The 16,392-nt window shown below is 60.6% G+C and carries 18 protein-coding genes; 6 read left to right on the top strand and 12 right to left on the bottom strand.

Annotated features, from left to right (window positions below):
* Position 1: 1 nt before the first annotated feature.
* From FKG95_RS06115 to FKG95_RS06070, 10 genes are all read right to left on the bottom strand, one after another.
* Positions 2-946, bottom strand: a complete 945-nt coding sequence (locus FKG95_RS06115; RefSeq protein ID WP_142895445.1) for a dihydrodipicolinate synthase family protein — start codon at positions 944-946, stop codon at positions 2-4.
* On the bottom strand, positions 946-1,653 hold the full coding sequence (locus FKG95_RS06110; protein ID WP_142895444.1) for an aspartate/glutamate racemase family protein: 708 nt from the start codon (positions 1,651-1,653) through the stop codon (positions 946-948). The genes FKG95_RS06115 and FKG95_RS06110 overlap by 1 nt, the downstream gene beginning before the upstream one ends.
* Positions 1,646-3,103 (bottom strand): amidohydrolase family protein, encoded by a 1,458-nt coding sequence (locus FKG95_RS06105; protein WP_142895443.1) that lies wholly within the window; start codon positions 3,101-3,103, stop codon positions 1,646-1,648. Before FKG95_RS06105 ends, FKG95_RS06110 begins: the two co-directional genes overlap by 8 nt.
* Entirely contained in the window at positions 3,096-4,529 is a 1,434-nt protein-coding gene (locus FKG95_RS06100) for an ABC transporter substrate-binding protein (protein ID WP_142895442.1), read from the bottom strand. Before FKG95_RS06100 ends, FKG95_RS06105 begins: the two co-directional genes overlap by 8 nt.
* A complete protein-coding gene (locus FKG95_RS06095; protein WP_142895441.1) occupies positions 4,529-5,536 on the bottom strand; it encodes an ABC transporter ATP-binding protein in 1,008 nt (335 codons plus the stop codon). The genes FKG95_RS06100 and FKG95_RS06095 overlap by 1 nt, the downstream gene beginning before the upstream one ends.
* Positions 5,533-6,525: an ABC transporter ATP-binding protein gene (locus FKG95_RS06090; RefSeq protein WP_142895440.1), complete on the bottom strand. Its 993-nt coding sequence runs from the start codon at positions 6,523-6,525 to the stop codon at positions 5,533-5,535. The genes FKG95_RS06095 and FKG95_RS06090 overlap by 4 nt, the downstream gene beginning before the upstream one ends.
* Positions 6,522-7,394, bottom strand: coding sequence for an ABC transporter permease (locus FKG95_RS06085; RefSeq protein WP_142895439.1), 873 nt, complete (start codon positions 7,392-7,394; stop codon positions 6,522-6,524). Before FKG95_RS06085 ends, FKG95_RS06090 begins: the two co-directional genes overlap by 4 nt.
* An 8-nt stretch (positions 7,395-7,402) precedes the next feature.
* Positions 7,403-8,368 carry an ABC transporter permease gene (locus FKG95_RS06080; RefSeq protein WP_142895438.1) on the bottom strand — a complete coding sequence of 322 codons (966 nt, stop codon included), beginning with the start codon at positions 8,366-8,368 and terminating at the stop codon, positions 7,403-7,405.
* A 91-nt stretch (positions 8,369-8,459) separates the two neighbouring features.
* Positions 8,460-10,088, bottom strand: a complete 1,629-nt coding sequence (locus tag FKG95_RS06075; protein ID WP_142895437.1) for an ABC transporter substrate-binding protein — start codon at positions 10,086-10,088, stop codon at positions 8,460-8,462.
* Positions 10,089-10,129: 41 nt separating this feature from the next.
* Positions 10,130-10,534: a VOC family protein gene (locus tag FKG95_RS06070; protein WP_142895436.1), complete on the bottom strand. Its 405-nt coding sequence runs from the start codon at positions 10,532-10,534 to the stop codon at positions 10,130-10,132.
* Between the two features lie 396 nt (positions 10,535-10,930).
* Here FKG95_RS06070 and FKG95_RS06065 point away from each other — a divergent pair, with 396 nt between their 5' ends.
* A complete protein-coding gene (locus FKG95_RS06065; protein WP_142895435.1) occupies positions 10,931-11,596 on the top strand; it encodes a GntR family transcriptional regulator in 666 nt (221 codons plus the stop codon).
* Positions 11,597-11,670: 74 nt separating this feature from the next.
* Here the strand turns inward: FKG95_RS06065 and FKG95_RS06060 are convergent, their stop codons facing one another.
* Positions 11,671-11,937, bottom strand: coding sequence for a DUF2277 domain-containing protein (locus FKG95_RS06060; RefSeq protein WP_142895434.1), 267 nt, complete (start codon positions 11,935-11,937; stop codon positions 11,671-11,673).
* A gap of 254 nt (positions 11,938-12,191) precedes the next feature.
* Between FKG95_RS06060 and FKG95_RS06055 the strand changes: the two genes are divergently transcribed.
* From FKG95_RS06055 to FKG95_RS06040, 4 genes are all read left to right on the top strand, one after another.
* Positions 12,192-12,611, top strand: a complete 420-nt coding sequence (locus tag FKG95_RS06055; protein ID WP_142895433.1) for a globin family protein — start codon at positions 12,192-12,194, stop codon at positions 12,609-12,611.
* Between the two features lie 342 nt (positions 12,612-12,953).
* Positions 12,954-13,871, top strand: coding sequence for a hypothetical protein (locus tag FKG95_RS06050; RefSeq protein ID WP_142895432.1), 918 nt, complete (start codon positions 12,954-12,956; stop codon positions 13,869-13,871).
* 181 nt (positions 13,872-14,052) lie between these two features.
* The gene (locus FKG95_RS06045; protein ID WP_218940085.1) at positions 14,053-14,640 is read left to right on the top strand and encodes a rhodanese-like domain-containing protein; all 588 of its coding nucleotides are present in this window, start codon (positions 14,053-14,055) and stop codon (positions 14,638-14,640) included.
* A gap of 153 nt (positions 14,641-14,793) precedes the next feature.
* Entirely contained in the window at positions 14,794-15,228 is a 435-nt protein-coding gene (locus tag FKG95_RS06040; protein ID WP_142895431.1) for a DsrE family protein, read from the top strand.
* 105 nt (positions 15,229-15,333) lie between these two features.
* Here FKG95_RS06040 and FKG95_RS06035 read toward each other — a convergent pair whose 3' ends face one another.
* Positions 15,334-16,209 carry a LysR substrate-binding domain-containing protein gene (locus FKG95_RS06035; RefSeq protein ID WP_142895430.1) on the bottom strand — a complete coding sequence of 292 codons (876 nt, stop codon included), beginning with the start codon at positions 16,207-16,209 and terminating at the stop codon, positions 15,334-15,336.
* Between FKG95_RS06035 and FKG95_RS29535 the strand changes: the two genes are divergently transcribed.
* On the top strand, positions 16,208-16,369 hold the full coding sequence (locus tag FKG95_RS29535) for a hypothetical protein (protein ID WP_179953948.1): 162 nt from the start codon (positions 16,208-16,210) through the stop codon (positions 16,367-16,369). The genes FKG95_RS06035 and FKG95_RS29535 overlap by 2 nt on opposite strands.
* Positions 16,370-16,392 lie beyond the last annotated feature (23 nt).

Raw genomic sequence — 16,392 nt, 5'->3', positions numbered from 1 at the left:
ATCAGTTCAGGTGCTGCAAACGGGCAGTCTGGCGCGCGATCAGCTTTTCCAGCTCCGCAATGTCCGTAGCGCTCAAACTTGGCCCGGGACGCCGCAGCTTGGACTGGGCGATGATACCACGCTTCGCCAGCGTGTACTTGCGCAACGCCAGGCCGAGACCCGGCTGTTGCTCATAGCGCACCAGGGGCAGGTAAGCGTCGAAAACATCGCGGGCGCGCTCGGTCTCCCCGGCGGCATGCAGGCGGCAGATCTCGACCATCATTTCCGGATAGGCAAAACCGGTCATGGCGCCGTCCGCCCCGCGCGCCAGCTCTTCGGGCAGGAAGAGACCGCCGTTGCCGCAAAGGATCGAGATCCGCCGCGCGCCCTCATCGCTCGCGGATCGCAAGGCCGATACCTTCGTGAGGCCCGGCCAATCCTCATGCTTCAGGCAGACGCAGTTCGGCAGTTCCCCGACGATCTTCAGGATGACCGAAACCGGCACGAAGACGTTGGTGACCAGCGGGAAGTCCTGCAGCACGAAGGGCGTTTGTTCGCCCACCGTCTCTGCGACCATGCTGTAGTAGTTCACAATCTGCTCGTCTGATTTCAGGCTGGAGGGCGGCGCAACCATGACACCGCTGGCGCCGTCGCCCATAACCATCTCACTCAGCGCGCCCATCTGCGCGAAACCGGCGGCGGAGACGCCGACGATGACCGGCACCCTGCCCTGCACCCGCGCCAGGACACGCTGAACGAAGGCTTGCGATTCCTCCAGGGTCAGTTTCGGCGCTTCACCCATCATACCAAGTACGGTCAGGCCGTCGGCCCCCTTCTCCAGGAAGAAGTCGACCATGCGGTCGGTGCTCTCCATATCCAGCACCCCGTTTTCCATGAAGGGCGTGGGCGCGATCACATAGACGCCGCGCGCGGCCTCAGTAAAGGCCGCTTTCGTTAAATCTGGCATTACCTTGCTTCCTCATCTTGTCCGGACCGGTGAGCCCAACCCAATGCAATCTGACCCAGCGCCATGGCGGCTGCGGCCTGAGAGGGTTCGACCACCGGCAGGCCGGTTTCCTTTTCTAATGTGTCCCTATAACGTGCCATGCCCGCGCAACCCATGATCAAAACATCGGCGCCATGGCCATATCGCAGTGTATGGCCAACCTCGACCATCCGGGTCAGGGTGCGCGTTTCGTCCGAGAGTTCAGCGACGCCCAGGCCGAGCGGTAGATCGCCCGCCAGGCGGTTCATGACCCCCATGGCGCCGAAGTACCGCATATGGCGCGGGACCGAAGGCGAGAGGATCGAGATCACGCCGAACCGCTGCCCCAGGCTCATGGCGGTCAGGACCGCAGACTCGGCAATGCCCAGGACCGGTTTGCGGGTAGCGTCCCGCAGGGCATGCAAACCGGGGTCTCCGAAACAGGCGACCACAAAACCGGCAGCGCTGTTTTCCAGAGCCAGGCAATGGGCCAGCAAAGGCGCGATTACGCCGTCCGCGTCCCGCTGACTCTCGATGCCCGGCGGCCCCTCGGCGAGCGTGCGGCAAACGATGGGCAACGATGTGTTTTGGCGCAGAGGCGCCATGGCCGCATCGATGCCCTCGGTGACCTTGGTCGAGGAGTTGGGGTTGATCACGTAGAGTGTCTGTCCCGAAGTTCCGTTACTCATTCTCCATCCCCTCCCCTTGCCGCGCCGGGCCAAAAAAGTCCTCCGGCATGCCCAACAGATCCGCTGCGTCGTTGCGCGCGATCATGCGCTCGCACTCCAGCTGCGCGGTCTCCAAAACAGCGGTTTCATCGATCTTCACGGCCCGCCGGTTTTCCAGAACCACTTCGCCATTGACGATCACGCTATGAACGTCATTGCCGTTGGCGAAGCAGACCGCACGATAGGCCGGCATATTCAGCGGGTAAAGATGCGGACGCGCCAGATCGAGCAGCAGCAGGTCCGCCTTCTTACCCGATTCCAATGAGCCGATTTCCTGCTCCATGCCCAGCGCGCGGGCCGCGTCGATAGTGGCCATCGCCAGGACCTGGCCCGGCGGCAGAATATCCGGATCCCGGAAATGAGTCCGGTGGTAGTGCATGCACTGCTGCATATGTCGGAACATATCCGACGAGCGGTCCGGCGCCGTGGCATCCGATCCCAGCGCAACCGTGACACCGGCGTCCATCAGTTCAGTCGCGGGGCAGCGCCCCATGACCGAGGCGATGGCGCTGGGGTTGTGCGCGATTTTGGTGTCGGTCTCGGCACAGAGAGCGATCTCCGCTTCGCTGATATCGATGCAGTGGCTGAGCAGAGCATCCGGCCCGAGTATGCCCATCTCCTGCGCGCGCTGGATGGAGCCGCGCCAGTGGCCGTCCTGAGTAAAGATCGTGCCGCTGTCGCGCGAGAGCTGCCGGACACGGCGCGTCTGTTCCATGGCTTCTTCCAGCAGCGCCGGGCCGAGTTCGTCCAGGTGCTCGTTGCGCAGCACCGGAGTCAGCAGCGCGACGGAGATACGCTCGCCGTGAGTCTTGTGCCAGTCCTTGACCACCTGCGCGGAGGTGGCGAGCTGGGTTTCAAAATCGATTTGCTTGTCGTGGCGGGTTTCACCCTCCCAGTCCGCATAAGTGCGCGGATGGGGCGGCCGCGTCGGCCCGATGGCGACCACGTCTCTGACACCGACAGCGAGCACGCCCTCGCAATGAGCCGCCGCGTGAACCGGATCATCCGAACGCATGATGGTATCGCCGCCACCCAACAAAGAAACACCACAGGTCACCCCGAAGCGCAGCCGCTCCAGCGCCGCCAGTTCGGCTTCGGCCCGCCAGAATTCGGGGGTGGAGCCGGTCGTATAAACCCGCCCGCAAAGTTCTTCCCAGGCTCCAGGTGTGTTTGCGCCCATGGATTTGATCAGGCCATGACCGGCATGGGCGTGCACGTCGATCAGCCCCGGCAGGACGAGCTTGCGCGCGGCATCGATTCTCCGCGGCGCCTCGTGGGCCGCGAGAATTTCCTCTGTCGGCCCGACAGCGACCACGCGGTCTCCGGTCATCGCGACCGCGCCGTCGTCGATGATTCTGCGGGCCGGGTCCATGGGGATCACAACACCGCCATGGACGATCAGGTCAGCCATCTGCGACTCCTCCGAACTGGGGCAAGGATCGCACGTCCAGCACGCCGTCCCGGCGCATCCGCCAGTCCGGATGCGATCCTCGGAGCGCGACCCTGCGCAGATGATTGTAGACGAAAAGCCACGGCGGATCGTCCCGCAAGAGACGATGGCAGTCCTGGAAGATCTTTTCGCGCGCCAGGTCGTCTCCGGTCACCCGCGCCTTATCGATCAGCGCCTCGACCTCGCGATTGGCATAGCCCAGCCACCAGGAGCCCTGCACCCGGGAATCGATCTTTTCGCATAGCACGCGGAAAGTGCTCAAGGGGCTGGAGTCGAAGACGCACATATCGGCGATCTCGCTGCGCCGGACCCGGTGGGCGTAGGCTTCGCGATCTTCGTGAATGCGGACATTCAGGATCACACCGTAGGGTGCCAGCTGTGTCGCGACGGCTGCCGTCAGAGCCTGAGCTTCGTTGGGCAGGCTGGTGGGGCAATCGACATCCAGCGTCAAGCCCTCTCCCACGCCCGCTTCCCGCAGAAGTTCCCGTACTTCATCAGGGCGCGGCGCTTTTTCGTCTTCAGGCAGATAGCCCATGTGGGCGGGACTGAGAAAGCCCTGCAGCGGCGCGCCCGCACCGCCGAGGACATCCGCAATGAGCGCCTCGCGATCCAACGCCAGGTTCAGTGCCCGGCGGATACGCCCGTCCTGCAATGGACCTTTGGCCGAATTGAAAAGATAGATGATCGTGGTTGGCGAGAGGTAGGTCTGAGCCGTCGCTCCTTCCGGCTTGGCATCAAAGGCCAGGGCGTTGGCGACGTCGGCCTCACCCCTTTCCAGCGCCGCGAGGCGATCCGCCACATCAGCGACCTTACGCCACTCGATACCTTCATGGCGCGGCGGGCCGTCGAAATGATCGGGATTTGCGCGCGCCCCGAGAGAGTCCGCGCCCGCAGACTCGAAAATATAGGGGCCGGTGCCGCAAGGCCGTGCCATCGGGTCATCCAGAACCGAAGGCGCGACGATGTAGCCGTAAACCAGCAGATCGAGCAGGTCGGCCATGGGTTCTGCCAGCCGGATGCGGACGCTGCCTGGCGTCGGTGCTTCGAATTGAGCACCGGTCAGATACTGCGAATAGACACCGGGTGCGCCGAGCGTCACGCCCATATCGGGCCGTGCCATACGCTTTAGAGACGCAATGACCGCCTCTGCATCGAGCGCCGTGCCATCATGAAAACGGACATCGCCGCGCAGATGGAAGAGCCATTCCCGGCAGTCATCCGATGCTTCCCAGGAGGTTGCCAACGCAGGCGCGAAGCCGTCCGTTTCACCCCGCCGCACCAGCGCGTCGTAGAGCGCCTCCAACACCGTCAGCGTATCGTTGACATCGGTGCAGTTGTGCGGGTCATCCATCTGCAGGCGCGCTTGAAGAATTCTGGTGGTGCGCATCAGGTGTCTTCCTCCAGCAGGTGACAGGCGACCTGGTGGCCCGAGGCGGCTTCCTTCAACACCGGGCGTTCACGGCTGCAGCGCTCGAAAGCAAAGGGGCAGCGGGTGCGGAAGCAACAGCCACTCGGCAGGTCAAAGGCGTTGGGCACCTCGCCGGTCAGTTCGATCTCTTCTTCGGCGTCCGGATCCGGATCGATCGCCGGCGCGGCGGACAGCAGTGCACGGGTGTAAGGATGCAGCGGCTCCTCGAAAAGCTTATCGCGCGGCGCGGTCTCGACCATGAAGCCGAGATACATCACACCGATGCGGTCGCTGATGTGGCGCACCACCGAGAGGTCGTGGGTGATGAAGAGATAGGAAAGCCCGAACTCATCACGCAGATCCATCATCAGGTTGAGGATCTGCGCCTGAATCGAAACATCGAGCGCGGAGACCGGCTCGTCGGCGATCACCAGTTGAGGCCCGACGGACAAGGCCCGCGCGATCCCGATGCGTTGCCGCTGACCGCCGGAGAACTGGTGCGGATAGCGGTCGGCGTGTTCCGGCCGCAGCCCGACCCGGGCCAGCAGCTCCATGGCCCGCTTCTCGATGGTCTTGTCGCTCGGTTCCGCATGCTGGATCATGGGTTCCATGACGATGTCCCGGACCCGCTGGCGTGGATTGAGCGAAGCAAAGGGATCCTGGAAGATCATCTGGACCTTGCGCCGCACCGGCAGCATCTTGCGGTAATCGTATTGCGCGACGTCTTCGCCCTCGATCCGGATTGCACCCCCGGTCGGCTGGTAGATGCGGGCGATGGTCTTGGCCACAGTGGACTTGCCGCAGCCGCTCTCGCCGACCAGCCCGAGTACCTCGCCACGCTGAATGGAAAAGCTGACGCCATTGACCGCGTGAACGATCCGCCGCGCCATGGTCGGCACGCCGTTCTCGAAGCGCAAGCGGTCGAGCGGGCCACCGCTGACGTCGAAGCGCTGCTCCAGGTTTTCGACCTCCAGAAACGCGGTCATGGCGCAGCCTCCTGTTCCAGCGGAAAATGACAGGCGACGGAGCGATTTGTACCGACGGCCTGCTGCTCCGGCTCCTCCTCTGCGCAACGGGCCTGCGCGAAAGGACAACGCTCCCGGAAATTACAGCCCTTCGGCAGGTTGCGCACATCGGGCACCGTGCCCGGGATCTGCGTCAGGCGTTCCTGGCGGCCATGGAGTTTCGGGATCGAGCCCAGGAGGCCCTGAGTATAGGGGTGGGCCGGATTGCGGATCAGATCCTGCTTCGGACCCTTCTCGACAATCTTGCCGCAGTAAAGCACGACGATCTCGTTCGCCATCTGCGAGACCACGGCCAGGTCGTGGGTGATGAGGATCATGGAGGCATGGCGCTCCCCCACCTGCCGTTTCATCAGCTTGAGGATCTGCGACTGGATCGTCACGTCGAGGGCAGTGGTCGGCTCGTCGGCGATGATCAGCTGCGGCCCGGCGATCATGGCAATGGCGATCACGACCCGCTGGCGCATACCGCCGGAAAACTGGTGCGGATAGTTGTTCAGGCGTTTTTCCGCTTCCGAGATCCCGACATCGGTCAGCATTTCGATGCAGCGCGCCCGCCGCGCTTTTGCGTCGAGTTCACTGTGCAGGCGGAGCATCTCGTCGATCTGCTGGCCTACGGTCTGCAAAGGATTGAGCGAAGTCATGGGGTCCTGGAACACCATGGCGATGTCCTTGCCCCGGATATCCTGCATCTCTTTCTCCGACTTCTTGCGCAGGTCCACGCCGTCGAAGAGGATTTCCCCATCGTCCACCTTTCCGGGAGGATCGATCAGTCCGAGAATCGAAAAGCCGATCACCGACTTGCCGCCGCCGCTCTCGCCGACCAGGCCCAAAATCTCGCCCCGGCCCACGGTGAAGCTCACCCCGTCCACTGCGTTGACCACACCGGCGAAGGTGTAGAAGCGCGTCTTGAGATTGCGGACCTCCAGCAGGGCCTGGTTTCCGGTGCTCATTTCAACCTCGGATTCAGTTCGTCGCGCAGGAAGTCGCCGAAGAGATTGATCCCGAAGACCAGCATCATGATCGCCATCCCGGGAAAGGCCGAGGTCCACCAGAGACCGCTGAAGAGCACATCAAAGCCATTCTTCACCAAGAGCCCCAGCGACGGCTGGGTGATCGGCACACCAACTCCCAGGAAGCTCAGCGAGGCCTCGATCAGAACGAAGGTGCCGACCTGAATGGTAGCTATGACAATCAGAGGTGTCAGGACGTTGGGCAGAACATGCTTCAGAATAATCTTGCGGTCGGGCAACCCGGCAACGCGCGCCGCCTGGACATATTCCTTTTCGATCTCACTCAGGGTCGAACCGCGCACTGTCCGGGCGTAAACCACCCAGCCCACCGCCGTCAGCGCGATCAGCACCTTGTCGATCCCGGTGCCCACCGCCGACATCAGGAAGAGCGCGATCAGGATCGAAGGGAAAGAGAGCTGAATGTCGGCGATCCGCATGATGAAGGAATCGATTGCGCCGCGATAGAAGCCGGCCAGCAGCCCCAGCGCGGTTCCGATCAGGCAGGAGCAGAGCATGGCCGTGACCCCAATCATCACCGAAATGCGGGCGCCATAAACCACGCTTGCCAGAATATCCCGGCCCTGTCCGTCCGTGCCGAGCAGATAGCGTGGATCGCCGCCCTCCAGCCAGGCCGGCGGTTTGAAGGAGTCCAGCAGTTCAAGGGAAGCAATGTCATGGGGGTTCTGCGCCACCAGCCAGGGACCGAAGGCGACGTAGACCGCGAACACCAACATCAGTGCGCTGCCGATAATCGCCGAGGCGCTGCGCCGGTAGTTGAAGAAGAATTCCGATTTCAAAAAGCCCTGCATGACGTCCCTCATTTCAACGTGATGCGGGGATCGATCAGCGTGTAGAGCAGATCGACCAGAAAGTTGATGACCACGAAGATCAGGGCCACCAGCATCAGATAGACGACGATCACCGGCCGGTCGGCGCGGTAAATGGAATCGATCAGCAGCTTGCCCATGCCCGGCCAGGAAAAGATCGTCTCGGTGATGGTGGCGAAGGCGATCAGATCACCTAACTGCAGGCCGAAGATGGTCACCACCGGGATCAGAGAGTTTTTCAGGCCATGGCGAAAGAGCACGTCACGCGGCGCGACGCCTTTCGCGCGGGCGAACTTCATATAGTCCTGCCGCGCGACCTCCATCATGCCGGCGCGGGTGATGCGCAGGATAATGGCCGTGGTCGCCAGCGAGAGCGTTACCGCCGGCAAAATAATGTGCGTCCAGCCATCGGCCGTCAGCAGGCTGATCCGCATCCCCAGGACTTCGACCGTATCGCCGCGTCCCGAGGAAGGGAACCAGCCCCACTGCACGGCCAGCAGATAGATCAACATCATGCCGACCCAGAAACCCGGCAGGGAAATCCCCAAGAGCGAACCGGCCATAATGGTTTTGCTGATCCGGCTTTCGGGATTGGCGCCGGCGTAGACCCCCAGCGGGATCGAGATCACGAGGGCGATCAACATGGCCACCAGCACCATCTCGACGGTGGCGGGCATACGCTGAAGGATCAGCTCGAGCGCGGGCTGACGAAAGACGTAAGAGCGTCCGAAGTCGCCCTCGAAGATACTGGTGAGAAACTTGACGTATTGAACCAGGAGCGACTGGTCGAGCCCGAGGATCCGGCGCGCCTGCGCGATCTCGGCATCGGTCGCGTCGATGGGCACCACCATGAAAACCGGATCGCCGGTGAAGCTCATCATCATGAAGACGATGACCGAAACGACCCAGAGCACGATCGTCATCTGGATCAGCCGTTTGGTCAGATAACCGAGCATCCGCGCGCCACAATACTAAAATTCAAGAGAACAGTAGAAAATCGGCCCGGCGCTCGACAAAGCACCGGGCCTAGTTGCGGTCATGACGTGATTATTCGACGTCCATCTCGTAAGCCCAGAGGAACTTGTCCACGCGCGGCTCCAGGGTGACGCCCTTGCGCACGGCGTAGATGTCCTGCTCGTAATGAACCGGGACCATCGGGATGTCCTTCATCAGGATCTTGGTCGCTTCCTGAAGATACGCGTCCCGCTCCTCGATCTTTGAGGTGCTGTCCGCCTTGTCGACCAGAGCATCGACTTCCGGGTTCGAGTAGCTGCCGCGGTTGACCTGTCCGTAGCCTTCTTTCTGACCCCGCGTATAGAAGAGCGCGCCGTACATGGAGCCGGCATCGCCCGAGGGTACGTCCCAGCCGCTCATGATGAAGCTGGATTTTTCCGTCGGCACACGGATGTAACCCCAGAAGTTCGACTTCGGCATGATATTGAGCTGAAGGTCGATGTTGACCTTGGCCAGCATCGAGGCCAGGGCCTGCGCAATCTGCGCATCGTTGACGTAGCGGTTGTTGGTGGCATCCAGCGTCATGGTGAAGCCGTCGGCGTAGCCGGCCTCCTTCATCAACTCGAGGCCCTTTTCCACGTCATGGGGATACATTTCGCGGAAGTTCATCCCCTCCACGTAGCCCAGGTGCGATGACGGCACATACTGGGTGCTGGGCGTAGCGAGACCGTTCATGACGATCTTGTTGATGGCGTCCACATCGATCGCCCGCGCGATCGCCTCGCGCACCCGCACATCGGTCATGGGGTTCTTGGCCAGGGAGATGGTCGGGGACTTTTCACGGGTGTCCATCGCGAGCACCACGTTCAGCAGGCTTGGCCGGGTCAGGACTTCGAAGTCTCCTTCCCGCTTCACCCGCTCCACGTCGCGGACCGCGAGATCCTGGATCACGTCCACCTCACCGGTCAGCAGCGCCGCGGTGCGTGTCGCCGGATTGGTCACCGGACGGAAGGTCACCGTCTGGATTCCGGCTTTGCCGGCCCAGTAGTCGTCAAAGGCTTCCAGGACCAGTTTCTCTTCCTTGATCCATTCGGTCAGCTTGTAGGGACCGGTGCCGACGGGCTTCAGATCCATCTGCTCATCGCCGGTGGCGGTGGTGTATTCCCGGTCCAGGATAAGAAGCTCTGCCAGATCCATCGCGAGCACAGCGTAAGGCTGCGGCGTTTTGATTTCGACGGTCAGGTCGTCGACGGCTGTGACTTCAGCAATGTTCGCGACCAGATCGGGCCGGATCGACTTGCGCGCATGCTCGACCGTGAAGACCACATCGTCGGCGGTCAGGGCGTTGCCGTTATGGAAGGTCACGCCTTCGCGCAGTTTGAAGCGCCAGGTGGTGTCGTCCAGAACATCCCAGCTTTCCGCGAGGCCGGGACCGAACGACAGATCGGCGTTGCGTTTCACCAGGGGATCGTAGAGGTGATAATACATGATGTTGGACGAGAGCTCCTCACCCGCCAGCGGATAGAGGTGGCTGGGGTCGGCGGTCAGTCCGATCGTGACCGACTTCCCTTCGGCCAGCGCCGCGCCGGGCAGAAGTGCCGCGACCGTACAGGCTGTGGCCAGAAACCGGCGGGCCTGAAACCGGCGGGCCTGAAACCGGCGGGCCTGAAACCGGCGGGCCTGAAACCGGCGATACGACCGGCCTTTCAACGATACACTCATTTTTGTTCTCCCTCGTTCAATGATGGTTTTCTTGAGCGTGCTCATTTGAGAGCGGATTGAACTTCGATCTGATAGCCTTCCGGGTCTTCCAGGACGAAGGCCCGGATGCCCAGTTGCTCGCTGGAGGAGACCTTGCCGAGACTTTCGATCCCCAGACCGGCCAGATAGGCATGCCAGGCATCGACATCCGGCACGCGGATGCAGAGCTGCACCGGCTTCACGTCGTGCGATCGGTGCATGCCGCGGCTTTCGTCCACCAGGCCGACGTGGGACTGCCCCGTCATGTGATAAATCTTCGACCAACCCTGATCGATGGCGAGCGTGAAGCCCATGACATCTTCGTAAAAGCGCATGGCCTTCGGCAGGTCACGGTAATAAAAAAAGGTGATGGCGAGCTCCAGCCGCCCGCCGTCCGGACGCTGATGATCTGCCGCGTCTTCACTCATTAGCACTTGCCCCCAAAGGATAAGCCAGCGTCACATTCGATGTGATTCTGGTCGAAATCAAACAGTGTATACACGCTGTATGTCAAACGGATTCGTTAATTTATCCTGTAATCACACCGCATGATTGCGAGATCAAGGTGGTGTTTCCCCGAAGGCTGCGTGCAACCGATTGAGGGATTTTCTTCGCTAAATTCCCGATACTACTGCAGAATTCTGCGCGTTGATCTGGCCCAAGGCTCCGTGCAATTATCCCACGCGACCATGGCACCGTCCGCCCCGGCGTTTCAGGCGCGATTCGGATGAGCCTTGGGGAAAGCTTGCGAAAAACTGGCAATCGAGTATACAAGAAATATGCAAAGCGATAACGCGACACTCCGGAAAAACGGGGGAAAGGCGATGAGGGGGAAGGAAGCGCAGGAGAAGCCGCCACGGGCGAACCTGGGCGATACGGCTTATCTGAGACTGCGTCAGATGATTGTCAGCGGCGAACTTCAGGCTGGCGCCCGGGTTCTTGAAAACGACTGCGCGGCACGCCTGGGCATTTCGCGGACACCGGTCCGCGAGGCCATCAGCCGCCTGACCAGCGAGGGGCTTGTACGCCGGCCTGAGGGGGGCACACCGGTCGTCCACCGCATCTCCACCGATGAGATCGTCGAGATCCTGCACGTCCGCCGGCTTTTGGAAGTCGAAGCCGCGCGACAGGCGGCGGGAGCGCCCGGACGGGACGCGCTTCTGCGTTTACGCGTTTTGTTCGAGGGCTTTCTGTCGGGCGAACGCCCCACGGCAGAGGCACACAGCGCCGCAGATGACGAGCTTCATGAACGCATCGCGGTCATGTCCGGATCTCGGTTGCTGGAAAGCCTGATCTCGGACATGCGATTAAAGACCCGGATTTTCGATAAGGGCAGCATCCCGGAGCGCTTTGAACCGGGCTGTCACGAACACATCGCCATCATCGACGGTATCGTGTCCGGGGACCCCGAGCGCGCGCAGGCCGCGATGAAAACCCATATGGACAATGTCCGCGAGGGCATCCTGAACCACCTGACACGCCTTTTCTGACCAGACGACCGGCCCGGTCTCTTTTGTCTGGCTGACGCAAAAGGGCCAGCCAGCTGCCGGAAAACCGGTTGCGATCAGGAAAAACGGGCGGCCGATCTTTGGCGCGCCTTTTCCGCATCAGCTTCGCGACTGCGGACCGGCTGATCCGTCTCCATCGCCGCGATCAGCTCATGGACCGCCGCGGCAACCCGGGTGACCGCCTGCTCGAAGACAACCTCGTTTCGCTTTGAGGGCTTTGTCGAACCGCTGATCTTCCTGACGAACTGAAGAGCCGCGTCGTGGACCTCCTCGTCCGTTGCCGGCGGCTCATAGTTAAAAAGCTTTCGAATATTCCTGCACATCGGTCTTTCCAGAATAGTCAGCGGTGGACGAACAACTACCCAAGAAGCCTGCTCTTCCAGCTGGGCCTAATCAAGGCGCGAATGGCCTCTTGCCCAGCAAAATTGAACCTTTCCGCACATCCAACGACCTATTGGGGAAGCCGCTGCGTTTCTGTGGTGGCACGGCGTTCCACAGGTTTGCTTGTCAAAGCGGCCAGGGGCCCGCGCGACCCGTTTTTGTGAGCCCCCAGTTTTGTGAGCCGTGGAGAGAAATGATGAGCCCCAGACAAATCGAGATTATTCGGCGTACCTGGAAGCAGCTTGCGCCGAACAGCGATGACGCCGCGAAGCTGTTTTACAGGCGGTTGTTTCAGATCGACCCGTCCACTAAGCCGCTCTTTGCATCTGTCGATATGCCCGCACAACGCAAGAAACTGATGCAAACGCTGGGCAGCGCCGTCATCGGATTGCAGGACCTGGACGCCCTGGTGCCGATCATTGAGGACATGGGCCGGCGCCATGCCGACTACGGCGTGACAGATGCACATTATGACTCGGTCGGCGAGGCCTTGCTCTGGACTCTCAAGCAAGGCCTGGGCGAGGACTGGAACGACGACGTACAGGAAGCCTGGACGAGAATCTACCGTTTGATTGCGGATACCATGCGCTCAGCGGCCCGGGAAGCTGCTGCGTAACAAAACCGCCAGCCCCTGTCACTCCCGGGTCTCCTTATCGTGGCCCCGACCCGGGAGTGAAGCGACCGGGAAGCGGGGTCAGGCAACTCGCGCATCCGCACGCGACCCGGTCAAACGCAGCAAGTCTCGTTCAAATCGCTCGAGATAAACTCGGTTCAAAGCGGTGCCAGCCCGCCTCTCGATCATCATCCCACTGATCTGAAATGTAAATTTGAGACAGATACTTTTTTCGATCTCATTGAACCCTTTGGCGGGCCTTTCCGACTGAGAGGAAACGCGCCCGAAAGAGGGTCCCCTTTACACCGCTCGCGCCGCCCGGCGCGGTCACTTATGGAGATCGACATGCCAACACTCGCAAAAGCCACTCTGCTCGCCCTGACCACAAGCCTCGTCCTTAGCGCGGCCGCAGAGGCGCAGCCTTACGGCGGGATCAAGAATTTCTCGTTCGGTATTCAGGACTCATACCTGGGAGATCCACTCACCTTTGTTTTCGTCCCCAGGAAGGGAAAATACGTTTTCGACCGATTGGACGGCAGCCCGGTGAAGTTACGCCTGAAAGGAGAAAAGTACCGGCGCGCGCAGATCACAGGTTACCAGATTTATCTGGGACATCCGCACAGCGGCGGGAAAAAGATCGCCTCGCACGGTCACCAACAGGGAAGCTGGGAAAAGGTCGACAGGCGGGTCGCCTTCAGCGATCGGAACCTATTGAAAGGCTACGAAGCCAGAGCCCTGAAGTACTGCCAGCAGCATGGAGACCCGAACAAGAGAGTGGTGAATGACATGGACCTCATGTTCACCGGCTGGATGCAGTCGAAAGGCAAGAACATCTCTCAATCCGCCAAAAATCCGACCGTCAACAAGGCAACCCGGTACGCCACAGCGAAAATCGTATGCATGCCCGAGCCCTTCAATGTGACGGATGTAAAGCTCTCGATCAAACGTACTGGCTCGATGACCGCCTGCCCGGCGAACATCACGCTGACCGCTCAATTCAAAGCGAATAAAGCCGGCAAATTTACCTTCCGGCTCTTTCGCGGCGACGGCGCTTTCCGGGACGTCAAGATGACCGCCAACAACGCGGGCCGTGCGACTTACACGCGCAAGTACACCTTCAACGAAACGACACATCGTAAGTATTATGCCGCCGTTATGGGCGGAGCTCAGGCCTCGTCGCAGTGGACGCCGATGAGTGTCAATTGCTCTCAACCGGTCGGTGGCGGCGCATTTACCACCGCTCCTCGTCCCACTCTCGACTAACTGAAGATATGTTCTTCGATGGAAAACGCCGGTGCCCAGGGGCGCCGGCGTTTCCTTTTTTTAAATATCTTTGGAGAAGAGTGACATAGTCACTGAAGGCCACCGTTCGTCGCGCTAAAAGAACCGCATCTAAACCTGATCCATCTACCGCGCCTCAGGATCATCACGTTGGATGCATGAAATGAGAAACCTCGCCTTTTACCTGCTCACAACAATGCTGCTCGCTCTGCCGATGTCCGCCAGTGCCGCGCCGGAGCCGCAGGATCCCAAAAAGCAAACGCCCTGGGGTCTTTATCTGGATTCCCGGGAAGCTTACGAAATGAAAATGGCGCAGGACGATCAGGTCCTTTTCGTCGATGTCCGCGAACCCATCGAAATCATGTTCACCGGCTTTACCGATGTGGTCGATGTCAACATTCCCTTTCTGATCGCCAACCGGAGCAAGTGGCACCCCTCAAAGCCGAACTTCGCCATGGAGAAAAATCCGAACTTCGAACCGGCAATTGCCCGGGCACTCCAGGTCAGAGGACTGTCGAAAGAAACGCCGGTGATTCTCATGTGCCGTTCGGGCGGCACCCGCGGCGCCCCCTCGGCACTGGCGCTTGAAGGCAAAGGCTACAGCCGGGTCTATGTGGTGGTCGACGGCTTTGAGGGCGGCAGCATCAAGGAAGGGCCAAGGAAAAACTGGCGCCTGCAGGACGGATGGAAGAACGCCGGACTGCCGTGGAGCTACAAGCTCAATCAGGAAAAGATGTATTTCGTCAAATAGCGGACACTGCACTCCGGGTTAAATAGCGGTCGTTGCACTCCGGGTTAAATAGCGGTCGTTGGACTCAGGCGGGCTCTTGCTGCCTCCCCACGCCCAATGCCTTAGCCGAACTCTCCCTTTCAAAAACCGAAACCAGATAGAGGAACACTCCGAATGAAAAAGCTGCTCGCGATCCTTTTATTGACGTCAGCCGGCGCGCTCGGCCTCGGCCCGGCGGCGGCGTCAAGCGACAAGGCGGACCTTTTTGTCGTCGTCACCTCGCCGGATCCGCAAACCCAGGGCATGGCGATGGTGCTCTCACTCCAGGCCGTGCAGCAAGGCGCGGACGTTCAGATGCTGCTCTGTGGGCCGGGGGGCGATGTCGCATTGAAGGGTGCGCCACAGACGGTCCTGAAACCTCGCGACGTGACGCCTCAAGCTATGCTGACGAAGCTGGTGGGCATGGGCGTGAAGCCGAATGTCTGCGCCCTCTATCTGCCCAACAACGGCAAGTCGCCGGCGGACCTGATCGAGGGTGTCGGGGTTGCAAAACCGCCCGCGATCGCGGCTGCGCTTCTGGCAGAGGACACGAAGCTTTTCACATTCTAGAAGCACCAGGGTTTGACGGCATAAATCAGGGAGGCGGTTCGTTCGATCGAGCCGCCTCCCAAAGCTTTATCAAGCCCAGCATCAGGCCCACCATCAAGCCCGGCATCAAGCAAACAGAGTCCGGCTCTCCCCGCTCGCCTCTTCGACGATCGTGTCGAACAGAGCCTTGCTGGCCTGGTCGCTCTGTTCGATCGGACGGTGCAGATAGTAGGGAATATCCGGCAGAGGCGGAAATCCGTCCCGTTCATCGAGAATCTTTGTTGTGGTGAGAAACGCGCTTTGCGTGCGCGCGGTCACGCCCAAACCCGCCGAGACCGCCAGACGGACCCCCGCCATGGATGGCGAGGTGAAGCGTTCGATGTAGGGCTGGCCGCTGAGATCCAGGGCGGAGAGTGCAATCCGTCTGAACATGCTCGGCTCGTCGGTCAGAATCAGGGGCAAGGGATCGGAGAGATCAAACTCCCAACCGCTCGCGGCGATCCAGAGAACCGGCATCTTGATCAAGAGCACGCTCTCAGTGTTGCTGGAGCGGCGGGTGCTCAACGTGAGATCGAGCCGCCCTTCTTCCAGCATCTCCATCAGATTGGGACTACGGTCGACATGGATGACGACCCGCATGTCCCGCCAGAGCTCCGTGAAGCGAATCAGCGCGCCCGGTAACAGCTCTTCGGCAATTTCGTAGGGTGCGCCGATCTTGATGATGCCGGTTTGCTGACTGCGCCCGGATGCCGTCACTGCATGGTTGCAGAGCGACACGATCTCGCGGCCATAGCGCAACAGGGTCAAACCGGCCTCGGTCAATTCGCGCTGCCGTCCCTTGGCAACGAAAAGAGGGGCATTCACGATCTGTTCGAGATTCTGCATCTGTTGCGTTACAGCGGACTGTGTCCGGCCGACCCGCTGTGCCGCCGCGCCGAAGTTACCCTCCTCGCTGATGGCAATCAGGGTTTTGAGGTGACTGATCTGGATCTCCGGTTTCATGACGCCGCCCGCCTCAATGATTACGTCAACTGAATATATCATTTTTTCTAATGTTTCAGAAAAAATTATTAAATTTATTAAACCGATGGATCTTGCGAAGCTCAGGCTGAACGAGCGCCGCAAAAGCAAAGCCAAAGCAGATAAGAAGACAGGCGCCTGACATTTCGAAACCGAACCAGGGAG

This window comes from Denitrobaculum tricleocarpae, assembly GCF_007004665.1.
Lineage (GTDB): Bacteria > Pseudomonadota > Alphaproteobacteria > Kiloniellales > Kiloniellaceae > Denitrobaculum > Denitrobaculum tricleocarpae.
The sequence above is the reverse complement of the archived record's forward strand: the minus strand, read 5'-3'. Positions and strand labels throughout refer to the sequence as shown.

Excerpts from the sequence above, each read along its gene's own strand:
- FKG95_RS06090 (WP_142895440.1), bottom strand. The coding sequence starts at position 6,525 with ATGAGCACCGGAAACCAGGCCCTGCTGGAGGTCCGCAATCTCAAGACG.
- FKG95_RS06045 (WP_218940085.1), top strand. The coding sequence starts at position 14,053 with ATGAGAAACCTCGCCTTTTACCTGCTCACAACAATGCTGCTCGCTCTG.
- FKG95_RS06095 (WP_142895441.1), bottom strand. The coding sequence starts at position 5,536 with ATGACCGCGTTTCTGGAGGTCGAAAACCTGGAGCAGCGCTTCGACGTC.
- FKG95_RS06105 (WP_142895443.1), bottom strand. The coding sequence starts at position 3,103 with ATGGCTGACCTGATCGTCCATGGCGGTGTTGTGATCCCCATGGACCCG.
- FKG95_RS06050 (WP_142895432.1), top strand. The coding sequence starts at position 12,954 with ATGCCAACACTCGCAAAAGCCACTCTGCTCGCCCTGACCACAAGCCTC.
- FKG95_RS06070 (WP_142895436.1), bottom strand. The coding sequence starts at position 10,534 with ATGAGTGAAGACGCGGCAGATCATCAGCGTCCGGACGGCGGGCGGCTG.
- FKG95_RS06110 (WP_142895444.1), bottom strand. The coding sequence starts at position 1,653 with ATGAGTAACGGAACTTCGGGACAGACACTCTACGTGATCAACCCCAAC.
- FKG95_RS06060 (WP_142895434.1), bottom strand. The coding sequence starts at position 11,937 with ATGTGCAGGAATATTCGAAAGCTTTTTAACTATGAGCCGCCGGCAACG.
- FKG95_RS06040 (WP_142895431.1), top strand. The coding sequence starts at position 14,794 with ATGAAAAAGCTGCTCGCGATCCTTTTATTGACGTCAGCCGGCGCGCTC.
- FKG95_RS06115 (WP_142895445.1), bottom strand. The coding sequence starts at position 946 with ATGCCAGATTTAACGAAAGCGGCCTTTACTGAGGCCGCGCGCGGCGTC.
- FKG95_RS06080 (WP_142895438.1), bottom strand. The coding sequence starts at position 8,368 with ATGCTCGGTTATCTGACCAAACGGCTGATCCAGATGACGATCGTGCTC.
- FKG95_RS06035 (WP_142895430.1), bottom strand. The coding sequence starts at position 16,209 with ATGAAACCGGAGATCCAGATCAGTCACCTCAAAACCCTGATTGCCATC.
- FKG95_RS29535 (WP_179953948.1), top strand. The coding sequence starts at position 16,208 with ATGACGCCGCCCGCCTCAATGATTACGTCAACTGAATATATCATTTTT.
- FKG95_RS06100 (WP_142895442.1), bottom strand. The coding sequence starts at position 4,529 with ATGCGCACCACCAGAATTCTTCAAGCGCGCCTGCAGATGGATGACCCG.
- FKG95_RS06085 (WP_142895439.1), bottom strand. The coding sequence starts at position 7,394 with ATGCAGGGCTTTTTGAAATCGGAATTCTTCTTCAACTACCGGCGCAGC.
- FKG95_RS06075 (WP_142895437.1), bottom strand. The coding sequence starts at position 10,088 with ATGAGTGTATCGTTGAAAGGCCGGTCGTATCGCCGGTTTCAGGCCCGC.
- FKG95_RS06055 (WP_142895433.1), top strand. The coding sequence starts at position 12,192 with ATGAGCCCCAGACAAATCGAGATTATTCGGCGTACCTGGAAGCAGCTT.
- FKG95_RS06065 (WP_142895435.1), top strand. The coding sequence starts at position 10,931 with ATGAGGGGGAAGGAAGCGCAGGAGAAGCCGCCACGGGCGAACCTGGGC.